The organism is Serratia sp. CY33525 (genome assembly GCF_052169115.1).
Lineage (GTDB): Bacteria > Pseudomonadota > Gammaproteobacteria > Enterobacterales > Enterobacteriaceae > Serratia > Serratia sarumanii.
In genome coordinates this window covers 326,284-339,178 of record NZ_JBJNLK010000004.1, presented here as the reverse complement: position 1 = coordinate 339,178, position 12,895 = coordinate 326,284, and the positions used below count along the sequence as shown (strand labels likewise).

General features: G+C 62.4%; 12 protein-coding genes. 6 read left to right on the top strand and 6 right to left on the bottom strand.

What is annotated here, in order from left to right; translation table 11 throughout:
- Nucleotides 1-81: 81 nt before the first annotated feature.
- The 3 genes from ACJ8IM_RS13015 to ACJ8IM_RS13005 all read right to left on the bottom strand — a co-directional run bounded on the left by ACJ8IM_RS13015 (nucleotide 82) and on the right by ACJ8IM_RS13005 (nucleotide 4,450).
- Nucleotides 82-567, bottom strand: coding sequence for a heme-degrading domain-containing protein (locus ACJ8IM_RS13015; protein ID WP_060420679.1), 486 nt, complete (start codon nucleotides 565-567; stop codon nucleotides 82-84).
- Nucleotides 568-705: 138 nt separating this feature from the next.
- Nucleotides 706-4,179: a transcription-repair coupling factor gene (mfd, locus tag ACJ8IM_RS13010; protein ID WP_101455822.1), complete on the bottom strand. Its 3,474-nt coding sequence runs from the start codon at nucleotides 4,177-4,179 to the stop codon at nucleotides 706-708.
- Nucleotides 4,180-4,201: 22 nt separating this feature from the next.
- A complete protein-coding gene (locus tag ACJ8IM_RS13005) occupies nucleotides 4,202-4,450 on the bottom strand; it encodes a hypothetical protein (protein ID WP_060420685.1) in 249 nt (82 codons plus the stop codon).
- 38 nt (nucleotides 4,451-4,488) lie between these two features.
- Here ACJ8IM_RS13005 and lolC point away from each other — a divergent pair, with 38 nt between their 5' ends.
- From lolC to cobB, 5 genes are read left to right on the top strand one after another with little or no spacing between them, the layout of a single operon-like run.
- Nucleotides 4,489-5,691 carry a lipoprotein-releasing ABC transporter permease subunit LolC gene (gene lolC, locus ACJ8IM_RS13000; RefSeq protein WP_060420688.1) on the top strand — a complete coding sequence of 401 codons (1,203 nt, stop codon included), beginning with the start codon at nucleotides 4,489-4,491 and terminating at the stop codon, nucleotides 5,689-5,691.
- Nucleotides 5,684-6,388, top strand: coding sequence for a lipoprotein-releasing ABC transporter ATP-binding protein LolD (lolD, locus tag ACJ8IM_RS12995; protein WP_033638178.1), 705 nt, complete (start codon nucleotides 5,684-5,686; stop codon nucleotides 6,386-6,388). Before lolC ends, lolD begins: the two co-directional genes overlap by 8 nt.
- Nucleotides 6,388-7,635: a lipoprotein-releasing ABC transporter permease subunit LolE gene (gene lolE / locus ACJ8IM_RS12990; protein ID WP_060420691.1), complete on the top strand. Its 1,248-nt coding sequence runs from the start codon at nucleotides 6,388-6,390 to the stop codon at nucleotides 7,633-7,635. The genes lolD and lolE overlap by 1 nt, the downstream gene beginning before the upstream one ends.
- A gap of 53 nt (nucleotides 7,636-7,688) precedes the next feature.
- Nucleotides 7,689-8,609, top strand: coding sequence for an N-acetylglucosamine kinase (nagK, locus tag ACJ8IM_RS12985; RefSeq protein ID WP_041034741.1), 921 nt, complete (start codon nucleotides 7,689-7,691; stop codon nucleotides 8,607-8,609).
- Between the two features lie 11 nt (nucleotides 8,610-8,620).
- Nucleotides 8,621-9,457 carry a Sir2 family NAD+-dependent deacetylase gene (gene cobB / locus ACJ8IM_RS12980; RefSeq protein WP_033653859.1) on the top strand — a complete coding sequence of 279 codons (837 nt, stop codon included), beginning with the start codon at nucleotides 8,621-8,623 and terminating at the stop codon, nucleotides 9,455-9,457.
- 48 nt (nucleotides 9,458-9,505) lie between these two features.
- Here the strand turns inward: cobB and potD are convergent, their stop codons facing one another.
- On the bottom strand, nucleotides 9,506-10,549 hold the full coding sequence (potD, locus tag ACJ8IM_RS12975) for a spermidine/putrescine ABC transporter substrate-binding protein PotD (RefSeq protein ID WP_033638184.1): 1,044 nt from the start codon (nucleotides 10,547-10,549) through the stop codon (nucleotides 9,506-9,508).
- Nucleotides 10,479-10,796 (bottom strand): hypothetical protein, encoded by a 318-nt coding sequence (locus ACJ8IM_RS12970; protein WP_152903597.1) that lies wholly within the window; start codon nucleotides 10,794-10,796, stop codon nucleotides 10,479-10,481. Before ACJ8IM_RS12970 ends, potD begins: the two co-directional genes overlap by 71 nt.
- Between ACJ8IM_RS12970 and ACJ8IM_RS12965 the strand changes: the two genes are divergently transcribed.
- On the top strand, nucleotides 10,786-11,487 hold the full coding sequence (locus ACJ8IM_RS12965) for a MurR/RpiR family transcriptional regulator (protein WP_033638186.1): 702 nt from the start codon (nucleotides 10,786-10,788) through the stop codon (nucleotides 11,485-11,487). The two genes, ACJ8IM_RS12970 and ACJ8IM_RS12965, sit on opposite strands and share 11 nt — an antisense overlap.
- Nucleotides 11,488-11,504: 17 nt before the next feature.
- Here ACJ8IM_RS12965 and ACJ8IM_RS12960 read toward each other — a convergent pair whose 3' ends face one another.
- Nucleotides 11,505-12,890, bottom strand: coding sequence for a family 4 glycosyl hydrolase (locus tag ACJ8IM_RS12960; protein ID WP_033653860.1), 1,386 nt, complete (start codon nucleotides 12,888-12,890; stop codon nucleotides 11,505-11,507).
- Between the last annotated feature and the right edge of the window lie 5 nt (nucleotides 12,891-12,895).

Below are 12,895 nucleotides of genomic sequence, written 5' to 3'. Positions count from 1 at the left end.
TTGGGGCTAAATGCCGATAACAGATAAGTCAGCCGCAGATTCTGCGGCTGAAAAGCAAAGGAATAATCGAGGTTTTAACGGTTAGTGTAGGGCGGGAAGAGATAAGCCGAGAAAGTTCGCTAAAGTGCTCACCAGCAGCTGATGGTCTTCTTTCTGCGGCGCGCCGGAAATGCTGATGCTGCCGACGCAGCCGAGGCCGGTCAGGGTGAGCGGGAAGGCGCCGCCGTGCACCGAATAGTCGCGCACGCTCAGCCCGTAGCGCTCTTCCAGCGACGTTTGCCGCTGCTGCAGGCGCAGGCCGATGGCGTAAGAGCTTTTGTGAAAATGGTTCACCAGATTACGCTTGCGCCGCACCCAGTCGGCAATGTCCGGTGTTGCGCCCGGCATGGCGTAATAAAACAGCGTTTGCCCGGCCAGTTGGATCTCGATGGCGATGCTCAGGCCGCGCCGCTCGGCGGCGGTTTTCAGCGCCGCGCCCAGTTCCCAGGCGGTGGCGGCATCAAAATGGGTAAAGGCCAGCGTCGCTTCCTGTTCGCTGAGCGCCTGCAGTTCATCGTCGATATTCATGCGGTTCTCCCCCGATAACACAGGGCACAGAGTAGCCTGAAGCGCCTGGGGAGGGATAGAAGGCTTGGCGATAAGATAGAACCGCCCGGCCGCAGCCGGGGATGGGAGCGTGCGCCCCGGCGAGCGGGGCGCGTGGCCTCAGGCCGCCAGCGTGTGTTCGCGGAAGGCGTCCAGCAGCTCTTCGGTGAACGTCAGGCGTTTTTGGCGATCGGCCAGATCGAGCGTGAACTTCAGCTTGCTCGGGCCGTCCAGGCGGTAAACCTGCGGATTGCCCTGCAACAGGCCAATCAGATAACCGGGATCGACGCGGTTGTTGTCGCCGAACTCGATAAAGCCGCCGCGCTCGTTGCTCTCGATGCGTTTGATGCCCAGCTTCTGCGCATGCAGGCGCAGCGCCGCACACTGCAACAGGTTGCGCGCCGCGTCCGGCAACTGGCCGAAGCGGTCGATCAGCTCGACTTTCAGCTCATCCAGCTCGCCGTCGCTCTTCGCGCTGGCGATGCGCTTGTACAGCGACAGGCGGGTATTGACGTCGGGAATGAAATCTTCCGGCAGCAGCGTCGGCATGCGCAGTTCCACCTCGGTCTGGCTGCTGGTGAGATCTTCCAGCGACGGTTCGCGGCCGTTTTTCAACGCATCGACGGCGCTTTCCAGCAGCTCCATGTAGAGCGAGAAGCCGACGGTGGTCATCTGGCCGCTCTGGTCTTCGCCCAGCAGTTCGCCGGCGCCGCGGATCTCCAGATCGTGGGTCGCCAGCGCGAAACCGGCGCCGAGATCTTCCAGCGACGCGATGGCCTCGAGCCGTTTATGGGCGTCGGTGCCCATGGCTTTCGGGTTTGGCGTCAGCAGATAGGCGTAAGCCTGGTGGTGCGAGCGCCCGACGCGGCCGCGCAGCTGGTGCAGCTGCGCCAGGCCGAAGCGATCGGCGCGCTCGATGATGATGGTGTTGGCGCTGGGAATATCGATGCCGGTTTCGATGATGGTGGTGCACACCAGCACGTTGAAGCGCTGGTGGTGGAAATCGTTCATCACCCGTTCCAGATCGCGCTCGCGCATCTGGCCGTGGCCGATGGCGATGCGCGCTTCCGGCACCAGCTCCGCCAGGCGCTGCGCCGCTTTCTCGATGTTTTCGACGTCGTTGTAGAGGTAGTAAACCTGGCCGCCGCGCAGCACTTCGCGCAGGATCGCCTCGCGCACCACCAGGCTGTCGTATTCGCGCACGAAGGTCTTCACCGCCAACCGGCGCGCCGGCGGGGTGGCGATGATCGACAGATCGCGCATGCCGCTCATCGCCATGTTCAGGGTGCGCGGGATCGGCGTGGCGGTCAGCGTCAGGATATCGACGTCGGCGCGCATCGCCTTGATGCGCTCCTTATGGCGCACGCCGAAGCGGTGCTCTTCATCGACGATCAGCAGCCCCAGGTCTTTCCAGCGCAGATCGCTCTGCAACAGCTTGTGGGTGCCGATGATGATATCCACCTTGCCTTCTGCCGCGTCGTCCAGCACCTGCTGCTGCTCTTTGGCGCTGCGGAAGCGCGACATCATCTCGATGCGGATCGGCCAGGTGGCGAAGCGATCGCGGAAGTTGTCGAAGTGTTGCTGCGCCAGCAGGGTGGTCGGCACCAGCACCGCCACCTGCTTGCCGTTTTCCACCGCCAGGAAGGCGGCGCGCATCGCCACTTCGGTTTTGCCGAAGCCGACGTCGCCGCACACCAGGCGATCCATCGCCAGCGGCTGACACATGTCGCTCAATACGGCATTGATCGCCTGTTCCTGATCCGGCGTGGTTTCGAACGGGAAGCTCTGGCAGAACAGCTGATACTGTTCGCGGTTGTGTTTGAAGGCGAAACCGGCCTTGGCGGCGCGCTGGGCGTAGATATCCAGCAGCTCCGCCGCCACGTCGCGCACCCGCTCGGCCGCTTTCTGCCGCGCGCGCGTCCAGGCGTCACCGCCCAGTTTGTGCAGCGGCGCGTTTTCGTCCGCGCCGCCGGCGTAGCGGCTGATCAGATGCAGCGAAGAAACCGGCACGTACAGCTTGTCCTCACCGGCGTAGGAGAGGATCAGGTATTCGGCCTTGATGCCGCCGGCCTCCAGCGTGGTCAGGCCGACGTAGCGGCCGACGCCGTGCTCCAGGTGCACCACCGGCTGGCCGGGATGCAGCTCCGCCAGGTTGCGGATCAGGGTATCGGTGTTGATGGTGCGCCGGTTGTCCTGCCGGCGGCGGCTGACGCGCTCGCCGAGCAGATCGCTTTCGCAGATCAGCGCCCGCCGGCGCAGGCCGTCGAGGAAGCCGTGTTCCGCGGCGCCGACCATCATGTAACGGCCCGCCGTTTCCGTCTGATCGAGGCGTTGAATCAGCGCCGGCGCCAGCTTGATGCGGCCGAGCAGATCCTGCAGCGTTTCACGCCGCCCCTCGCTCTCGACGGAGAAAATTACGCTGCCGTCGAAGCCTTCGATAAAGCGCCGCAGGTTATCCAGCGGGGATTTATGCTGCGCCTGCACCGCCAGATCGGGCAGGGCATGGTAGTCCAGATTGGTATTGCCGGCCTTGGCCGGCAGCTCATCGGTTTTCAGCGCGATGCGCGGCCAGTCCTTCAGCTCGCCGAACAGCGCGTCGACGCGCAGCCACAGCGTATCTGGCGCCAGTAGCGGGCGCATCGGATCGACGCGGCGGCTTTCGTAACGCTGGTTGACGTCTTGCCAGAAGCGCTCGGCGGCGCCCTCCAGATCGCCGGTATTGACGATCAGCGTGTTGGCCGGCAGGTAGCTGAACAGCGACGGCAGCGGCTGGCTGAAGAACAGCGGCTGCCAGTATTCGATGCCGGCCGGCCAGGCGCTTTTGCTGACCTGCTGATAGATGTGTTCGGCGTCGCGGCGCACCTCAAACTGCTCGCGCCACTGGCTGCGGAACAGCTCGATGGCGTTCTTGTCGGTGGGGAACTCGTGGGCCGGCAACAGATTGATGGCCTCGACTTCGCTCAGCGTGCGCTGGGTATCGACGTCGAAGATGCGCAGGCTGTCGATTTCGTCATCGAAAAAGTCGATGCGGTAAGGCTCATCGCTGCCCATCGGGTAAAGATCGAGCAGCGCGCCGCGGGTGGCGAATTCGCCGTGCTCCATCACCTGATCGACGCTGCGATAGCCGGCCTGTTCCAGCTGCGCGCGCAGCTTGTCGCGCGACAGGCGCTGGCCTTTCTTCATCACCAGCGCGTGGCCGTGCAGGAACTCGTGCGGGCAGACGCGCTGCATCAGGGTATTGACCGGCAAAATGATCACGCCGCGCGCCATGGTCGGCAGATGATACAGGCTCGACAAACGATCCGAGATGATTTCCTGATGCGGCGAGAAGCTGTCATACGGCAGGGTTTCCCAGTCGGACAGCGTGGTCACCATCTGGTCGGTGAACTGCTGGATCTCGTCGCGCAGCCGCAGGGCGTTTTGCATGTCCGGCGCGATCAGCATCACCGGGCCAGGGTGGCGTTCGACGATCTCGGCGCACTCCACGGCGCAGGCCGCGCCGGTCAATTGCCCCAGCTGGCGCAGATCGCCTGCGCGATCGGGCAGAGAATAACGAGGGGATGAGGAACGGTTACGGCTATCGGAAGTGCTCATTCAGGTATCTTTAATCAATGTGTTAGAGGGCGTTCCGGCACGGATAACCCAGCGCCTTTATGCTGTTTATAGTAGCCCAGCGGCCGGCAAACTGACACAGCAAAAAGCGCTGCTCATCGCTTTTTTGCCGATTATTTAACCGGTTGACGCCATCGACTTTTTGCGGCGACGGGTCAATATTGCGCTCATCTGCCGCCGCCGTTTTCCTCTGCGCCACGCAATAAAAGGCCGTCGGGTGTTCCCTAAACGAGGGAGAGCCTTTATCATCCATGATCACTTTGCTTAAGCCACGGCTATCAAACGGATTTCATGTATCAACCTGTCGCGTTATTCATTGGCCTGCGCTACATGCGCGGGCGAGCCTCAGACCGCTTCGGGCGGTTTGTTTCCTGGCTTTCCACCATCGGCATTACGCTGGGGGTGATGGCGTTGGTCACCGTGCTGTCGGTGATGAACGGATTCGAAAAGGATCTGGAGAACAACATCCTCGGCCTGATGCCGCAGGCGTTGATCACCAGCCCGCAAGGATCGGTCAACCCGCAGCAGCTGCCGGCCTCCGAGGTGCAGAAGCTGCAGGGCGTCACGCGCGTTGCGCCGCTGACCACCGGTGACGTGGTGCTGCAAAGCGCCCGCAGCGTGGCGGTCGGGGTGATGCTCGGCGTCAATCCCGACGAGGCCGATCCGCTGACCCCGTATCTGGTCAACGTCAAGCAGCAGCAGCTGCAGCCGGGCCAATACAACATCATCATCGGCGAACAGCTGGCGGGGCAACTCGGCGTCAAACGCGGCGATTCGCTGCGCGTGATGGTGCCGAGCGCCAGCCAGTTCACGCCGATGGGCCGCATTCCCAGCCAGCGCCTGTTCACCCTTATCGGCACCTTCCACGCCAACAGCGAGGTGGACGGCTATCAGCTGCTGGTCAACCAACAGGACGCTTCGCGCCTGATGCGCTACCCGGCCGGCAACATCACCGGCTGGCGCCTGTTCCTGCAACAGTCTCTGACGGTCGATACCCTCAGCCAACAGCCGTTGCCGGCGGGCACGGTCTGGAAAGACTGGCGCGATCGCAAGGGCGAGCTGTTCCAGGCGGTGCGCATGGAGAAGAACATGATGGGGCTGCTGCTCAGCCTGATCGTGGCGGTGGCGGCGTTTAACATCATTACCTCGCTCGGCCTGCTGGTGATGGAGAAGCAGGGCGAGGTCGCCATTCTGCAGACCCAGGGGCTGACCCGCCGCCAGATCATGTCGGTGTTTATGGTGCAGGGCGCCAGCGCCGGCATCATCGGCTCGCTGCTCGGCACGCTGCTCGGCGTGTTGCTGGCCACCAACCTGAATAACCTAATGCCGATCCTCGGCGCCCTGATCGACGGCGCTTCGCTGCCGGTGGCGGTCGATCCGCTGCAGGTGACGATCATCGCCGTGGTGGCGATGGCGGTTTCCCTGTTGTCCACGCTTTATCCTTCATGGCGCGCTGCCGCCGTACAACCCGCTGAGGCTTTACGTTATGAGTAACCATCTTTTGCTGCAGTGTGACAACCTGTGCAAGACCTATCAGGAAGGCAATCTGCACACCGACGTGCTGCGCAACGTCAGCTTTGCCATGCAGCAGGGCGAGATGATGGCGATTGTCGGCAGCTCGGGTTCCGGCAAGAGCACCCTGTTGCACCTGCTGGGTGGACTGGACTCGCCGACCTCCGGCGAGGTGATCTTCAAGGGCGCATCGCTGAACGCCATGTCTTCGGCGGCCAAGGCTGAGCTGCGCAACCGCCAGCTCGGCTTCATCTATCAGTTTCACCATCTGCTGCCGGACTTCACCGCGCTGGAAAACGCCGCCATGCCGCTGCTGATCGGCGGCGCCAAACCGGCGCAGGCGCAGGAGAAGGCGCGGGAGATGCTGGCGGCGGTCGGGCTGGAAAAACGCAGCAAGCACCGCCCGTCCGAGCTTTCCGGCGGCGAGCGTCAGCGCGTGGCGATCGCGCGCGCGCTGGTCAATAATCCGGCGCTGGTGCTGGCGGACGAACCGACCGGCAACCTGGACAAACGCACCGCGGACAGCATCTTCGATCTGCTGGGCGAGCTGAACGTGCGTCAGGGCACCGCTTTTCTGGTGGTGACGCACGATCTGCAACTGGCCAAGCGCCTGAGCCGCCAGCTGGAAATGGCCGACGGCCACCTGCAGGCGCAGCTGACCCTGATGGGGGCCGAGTAATGGCGGGAGCCTCACTGTCCTTCCTGACGGCCCTGCGTTTCAGCCGCGGCCGTAAACGCGGCGGCATGGTGTCGCTGATTTCGGTCATCTCCACCATCGGCATCGCGCTGGGGGTGGCGGTGTTGATCGTCGGCCTGAGCGCGATGAACGGCTTTGAGCGCGAGCTGAAAAACCGCATTCTGGCGGTGGTGCCGCACGGCGAACTCGAACCGGTCAATCAGCCGTTCAGCGGCTGGCCGTCGATTCTGCAGCGGGTGGAGAAGGTGCCGGGCATTGTGGCCGCCGCGCCGTACATTAACTTTACCGGCCTGATGGAGAACGGCGCGCAACTGCGCGCGGTGGAAGTCAAAGGCGTGGATCCGCAGCAGGAGAGCCGGCTGAGCGCGCTGCCGCAGTATGTGCAGGGTGATGCCTGGGTCAACTTCAAGGCCGGCGAACAGCAGGTGATCCTCGGCAAGGGCGTGGCCGACGCGCTGGGCGTGAAGCAAGGCGCCTATGTGACGGTGATGATCCCCAACAGCGACCCGGAAATGAAGCTGCTGCAACCGAAGCGTATTCGCCTGCACGTGACCGGCATTTTGCAGCTCAGCGGCCAGCTCGATCACAGCCTGGCGCTGGTGCCGCTGGCCGACGCGCAGCAGTATCTCGACATGGGTGACAGCGTCACGGGTATCGCCCTCAAGATGAACGACGTGTTTGCCGCCAACAAACTGGTGCGCGACGCCGGCGAAGTGACCAACGCCTACATTTACATCAAGAGCTGGATCGGCAAGTACGGCTACATGTACCGCGATATCCAGATGATCCGCGCCATCATGTACCTGGCGATGGTGCTGGTGATCGGCGTGGCCTGCTTCAACATCGTGTCCACGCTGGTGATGGCGGTGAAAGACAAAAGCGCCGACATCGCGGTGCTGCGCACCCTGGGCGCCAAAGACGGCTTTATCCGCGCCATCTTCATCTGGTACGGCCTGCTGGCCGGGCTGCTGGGCAGCCTGAGCGGCGTGGTGATCGGGGTGATCGCCTCGCTGCAGCTGACCAACATTATCCGGGGCATCGAGAAACTGGTCGGCCACTCCTTCCTGTCGGGCGATATCTACTTCATCGACTTCCTGCCTTCCGAGCTTCACTGGCTGGACGTGCTGATCGTGTTGGCGACCGCCATCGTGCTGAGCCTGTTGGCCAGTTGGTATCCGGCGAGGCGCGCCAGCCGCATCGATCCGGCGCGGGTGCTCAGCGGACAATAAAACCTACGGGGAGGCAGCGATGCCGCCCCGTTTTTTTAGCCTGGGGATGGGTTATGTACTACGGTTTCGATATGGGCGGCACCAAGATTGAGCTGGGGGTATTCGACGACAACCTGCAGCGCATTTGGCAAAAACGGGTGCCGACGCCGCGTGAAGACTACCGGCAACTGCTGGCCACGCTGGGCGATCTGACCCTCGAGGCGGATGCGTTCTGTGGCCGGCGCGGCAGCGTCGGCATCGGCATTCCGGGCCTGCCCAATGACGATGACGGCACGCTGTTTACCGCCAACGTGCCGGCGGCGATGGGGCGGCCGTTGCCCCGCGATCTGGCGGCGCTGATCGGGCGCGAGGTGCGCGTCGACAACGACGCCAACTGCTTTGCGCTGTCGGAGGCCTGGGACGACGAGTTTCGCCGCTACCCGACGGTGCTGGGCATCATCCTCGGCACCGGCGTTGGCGGCGGCCTGATCGTCGACGGCAAGACGGTGCCTGGGCGCAACTATATCGCCGGCGAGTTCGGCCATTTGCGCCTGCCGGTGGACGCGCTCGAGGTGCTGGGGCGTGATGTGCCTCGCGTCGCCTGCGGGTGCGGCCACCAGGGTTGCATTGAAAATTACATATCGGGCCGCGGTTTCGAATGGATGTACGCCCATTTCTATGGCCGGCACTTGCCCGCCACCGAGATCATTGCGCATTATCAGGCGGGTGAGGCGCAGGCGGTGGCTCACGTCGACCGCTTTATGGACGTGCTGGCGATCTGCCTGGGCAACCTGCTGACGGTGCTGGATCCGCACCTGGTGGTGATCGGCGGCGGGCTGTCGAACTTCGACGCCATTTACCAGGCGTTGCCGCAGCGGTTGCCGGCGCACCTGCTGCGGGTGGCCCGGCTGCCGCGCATCGAGAAGGCGCGCTATGGCGACGCCGGCGGCGTGCGCGGCGCAGCGTTCCTCAATTTGGTAAACAGGGAAAAGTAAGGAGAGAGTTAATGCACACTCGCCATCGGCTGTGTCAGTTTCGCAAGAGTAAGCATGTGCTGCATCAGCGCTTTCGTTCACGCATTTTTCACCGTGACACCATGGCGGCGGCCGAGCTGAAAAAGCCGTTTGTGGTGGTGTTGACCGGGGCCGGCATTTCGGCCGAGTCGGGCATTCGCACCTTCCGCGCCGCGGATGGGCTATGGGAAGAGCACCGGGTGGAGGACGTCGCCACGCCGGAAGGTTTTCAGCGCGATCCGGCGCTGGTGCAGGCGTTTTACAACGAACGCCGCCGCCAGCTGCAGACGGAGGAGATCGCCCCGAACGCCGCGCACCGCGCGCTGGCTGATCTGGAAGAGTGGCTGGGGGAAAACTTCCTGCTGGTCACGCAAAACATCGATAACCTGCATGAGCGCGCCGGCAGCAAGCGGGTGCTGCACATGCACGGCGAACTGCTGAAGGTGCGCTGCACCCAGTCGGGGCAGGTGTTCGAATGGCCCGGCGATCTCAGCGTTGACGACCGTTGCCATTGCTGCCAGTTCCCGGCGCCGCTGCGGCCGCACGTGGTGTGGTTCGGCGAGATGCCGCTGGGCATGGACGACATTTACCAGGCGCTGAGCAAGGCCGATTTCTTCGTCGCCATCGGCACCTCCGGCCATGTCTACCCGGCGGCCGGCTTCGTGCATGAGGCGCGGCTGGGCGGCGCCTACGCGATGGAGCTGAACCTGGAGCCAAGCCAGGTGGAGAGCCAGTTCGACGAGAAGCTCTACGGCCTGGCCAGCGAAGTGGTGCCGCGCTTTGTGCACAAGTTCCTGGTGGGCAAGGTGGCGCGGGCCGACAGGCCCTGAGAAAGGCATCAGGGCGCACTGCGCGCCCTGATGGGATGGCGGGGCGTATTAGCGCCCGGCTTTCAGCTTTTGGAAGTAGCTTTCATACAGCGTGCTGGCGTCGCCGACGTCGTTTTGCCACTCGCCGTGCTCAATCACCGCCTTGTCCGGGTAGAGTGACTTGTCGTTGGCGATCTCCGGCGACAGCAGTTTCTTCGCCGCCAGGTTCGGCGTCGGGTAACCGATGGTTTCCGCCACCTGCACCGCGATTTCCGGCCGCAGCAGGAAGTCTATCAGCTTCAGCGCCCCCTCGACGTTGCGCGCGTTGGCCGGAATGGCCAGGCTGTCCATCCAGAAGATCCCGCCTTCCTTCGGCCAGACGATCTCAAGCGGCGTGCCGGCCTGGCGCGCCACGAAGGCCGAACCGTTCCACACCATACCGACGTTGACTTCCCCTTCCATAAACGGGTTGCCCGGGTTGTCGGAGTTGAAGGCCAGCACGTTCGGCATCAATTTCTGCAGTTCGTGATAGGCGGCTTCGATCTCTTTCGGGTCGGTGGTGTTGCCGGAATAGCCCAGCTTGAGCAGCGCCATCTGGAACACTTCGCGCGCGTCGTCGGTCAGCAGCAGGCGGCCCTTGTACTGCGGCTGCCACAGATCGGCCCAGGCGGTAACGGTAGAGGGATCCTGCTCGTCGCTGTTGACGCCGATGGCGGTAGCGCCCCAGATGTAAGGAATGGAATAGTCGTTGTTAGGATCGAACGGCTTGTTCAGCAGGGTAGGATCGAGATCCTTGAAGTGGCTGAGCTTGCTCTTGTCGATTTTTTGCAGCATGCCTTCCTTGCTCATCTTGGCGATGAAGTAAGTGGAAGGCACCACCAGATCGTACGCGCCGTCTTTATAGGTCTTCAGCTTGGCGTACATGCTTTCGTTGGATTCATAGGTGGAATAAATCACCTTGATGCCGGTTTCCTTGGTGAACTGCTCCAGCAGCCCCGGCGGGACGTATTCAGTCCAGTTATAGAAGTACAGTGTTTTGCCGTCAGAGGCGTTTGCAGAGCAGATACTCAGCGCCATCATCCCGGCTGCGAGCAGATGTGACCACTTTTTCATGCAGCGTATCCTTCAGCAGTAGTGAGCCGAACCCGTATGAGCCGCCGTTTTCGGCCGCGCCATACCCCAGAAAGGGGCCATTATAGGGGGCGGGGCGGGGTGGGTAAAGGCGGTTATCCCGCAGGCAAATCAAGGGGTTTGGCGGCTTAAAGCGCATCACAATTTGATTGTCTCGCGCTGGACAGGCGGTGAAGCGCGTGCGAAACAATAATTTTGGCGAATAAACGAGGGCGGCGATGAATTTCAAACAGGTCTTCAGCCAGGCGGAGCTCAGCAAGACGGATCTGACGATTTTGCACTGCATTCTCGATAATCCGGACGCCTGCATCGACGACGGCATCCGCGCGGTGTCCGCACGCTGCTACAGTTCCCCCTCGACGCTGGTGCGGCTGGCCAAAAAGCTGGGCTTTCGCGGCTATCTCGAACTGGTCTATTTCATCAAATTCAACCTGACGATGGCGCCGGCCTATCAGGCGGAGCGCGCTACGCCGGCGGCACCGCCGGCGCAGTTTCTCGATCTGCTCGACAGCGGCAAGATCCTGATCCACGGCAGCGGTTTTTCGCAATTGGTGGCGCAGTATATGTACAACAAGTTTATGACGCTGGGCGTAGACAGTTACCTGTCGCTGTGGCCGGATTTCGACATTCTTGACCGTGAGACGCGCTTTCGCTTCGATATGGTGATCGTGATTTCAAAGTCGGGCAACAGCGGCTCGGCGCTGAGCTGGAGCGAGGCGGTGAAGCGTAACCGCATCCTGTTGGCGGCCTTCTGCGGCGATGGCGACAGCCCGCTGGCGCAGCAGGCCGACATGACCTTTCTGTTTGAGGACCGGCAAAAATACGATCACGATATCTACTATCCCAATCCGTTTTTCGGCCACTGTCTGTTGGGATTCGAGAATGTGATCACCGCCTGGTTTGAACGACGCGGCCGCTGACGGCCGCGCCGCGCCGTTTAGCGCCAGTGCCCGGCATACTGACGGTGAGCCTGCAGGTACTCCTCCACCAGCGTTTTCGCCAGCGAGTAGGAGTTGACCAGCGGGTGCACCATCAGCGCCTTGATGGCCAACTGGCGGTTGCCGGTCAGGATCGCTGCCACAGCCAGCCGTTCGTACTCTTTCACCTGCGAAATCAGGTTCTTCTGGGTGTCGGGAATATCGCGCATTTTGACCGGCTGAATGCCGGCGCTGCTCAATTCGCAGCTGATTTCGATCACGTCTTCCGGGTGCAGAAAATCGAGCGTGTCGCGGTTTTGCATCGATACCACCACGCGTTTTTGCCGGCCGCTGTTGACCGCCTCTAGAATATCGATCGCCACCCCGGCATAGCCGCCGCTGTCAGGCTGTTCGATAAACTGTTGCAGCGTCAGCATCTCACGCGTTTTCACCTTGCCCTGGCTGGACTCGCGCTGCATATAGGAATTTTCGCGCTGCAGGTAATGGCTGAAGTAGACAGAGAAGGCGTGCTCCAACTGACGGGGGATGTCCAGCTCGCCCAACGCCGACAGCATTTGGCGGTTGATCGCCGCGATTTGTTCGCCGCGGGTCTCGCCGCCCTCGACGATGGCGGCGATCGCCTGCTCACGGTAGTAGTAATAGTAGAGATACTCGTTGAGCATCAGGTTGTCCGACAGCGCCACCAGCTCCGGCGAGAAGTATTTCATGCAGGTTTCGCGATACAGGCGCGGATCCGTCAGCAGCCGTTCCGTGACCGGCTCGCCGTTGACGCGCGCATTGCGGAACCAGGAAAGGTGATTGAGGCCGAAGCAGTCGACGCTCAGCTGGTCTTCGCGGCAGTCCAGCAGCTCGGCCAGTTCGCGGATGAACTCGCTGGGGGCGTCGCAGATGCCGTAGACCCGGCGCTGGAAGCCGGATTTGATGATCGCCTCGGTCACCATGCCGGAAGGATTGGTGAAGTTGAACAACACCGCGTCCGGCGAGGAAAGCTGCTCGATCAGGCGGCAATAGTCGAGGATCGCCGGAATCGAACGCATCGCCATGGCGAAGCCGCCGGCGCCGGTGGTTTCTTGCCCGAGCAACTGGTGATTGAGCGCGATGCGCTCGTCATGGATGCGGCCTTCCTCGCCGCCGATGCGCAGGGTGGTGATGATGTAGTCGGCGCCTTGCAGCGCCTGGCGCGCATCGCTGCTGAGGCTGAAAGCAATGTCGCCGCGAATGCGCTGGAATACGCCCTGCGCGAGGGCGCCGTAGATCGCCAGATGGCGCTCATCGGTATCCATAAACACCACTTCGGTAATGCCGATGCGATGGGCGTTATAGGCGATGGATTTGGCGAGGAACGGGGAACGCACGCCGCCGCCGCCGAGAACGGTTAATTTCATTCGAT

Bases quoted from the DNA above. Each gene is read 5' to 3' on its own strand.
- ACJ8IM_RS13015 (WP_060420679.1), bottom strand. From the start codon at position 567: ATGAATATCGACGATGAACTGCAGGCGCTCAGCGAACAGGAAGCGACG.
- mfd (WP_101455822.1), bottom strand. From the start codon at position 4,179: ATGAGCACTTCCGATAGCCGTAACCGTTCCTCATCCCCTCGTTATTCT.
- ACJ8IM_RS13005 (WP_060420685.1), bottom strand. From the start codon at position 4,450: ATGGATGATAAAGGCTCTCCCTCGTTTAGGGAACACCCGACGGCCTTT.
- lolC (WP_060420688.1), top strand. From the start codon at position 4,489: ATGTATCAACCTGTCGCGTTATTCATTGGCCTGCGCTACATGCGCGGG.
- lolD (WP_033638178.1), top strand. From the start codon at position 5,684: ATGAGTAACCATCTTTTGCTGCAGTGTGACAACCTGTGCAAGACCTAT.
- lolE (WP_060420691.1), top strand. From the start codon at position 6,388: ATGGCGGGAGCCTCACTGTCCTTCCTGACGGCCCTGCGTTTCAGCCGC.
- nagK (WP_041034741.1), top strand. From the start codon at position 7,689: ATGTACTACGGTTTCGATATGGGCGGCACCAAGATTGAGCTGGGGGTA.
- cobB (WP_033653859.1), top strand. From the start codon at position 8,621: ATGCACACTCGCCATCGGCTGTGTCAGTTTCGCAAGAGTAAGCATGTG.
- potD (WP_033638184.1), bottom strand. From the start codon at position 10,549: ATGAAAAAGTGGTCACATCTGCTCGCAGCCGGGATGATGGCGCTGAGT.
- ACJ8IM_RS12965 (WP_033638186.1), top strand. From the start codon at position 10,786: ATGAATTTCAAACAGGTCTTCAGCCAGGCGGAGCTCAGCAAGACGGAT.
- ACJ8IM_RS12960 (WP_033653860.1), bottom strand. From the start codon at position 12,890: ATGAAATTAACCGTTCTCGGCGGCGGCGGCGTGCGTTCCCCGTTCCTC.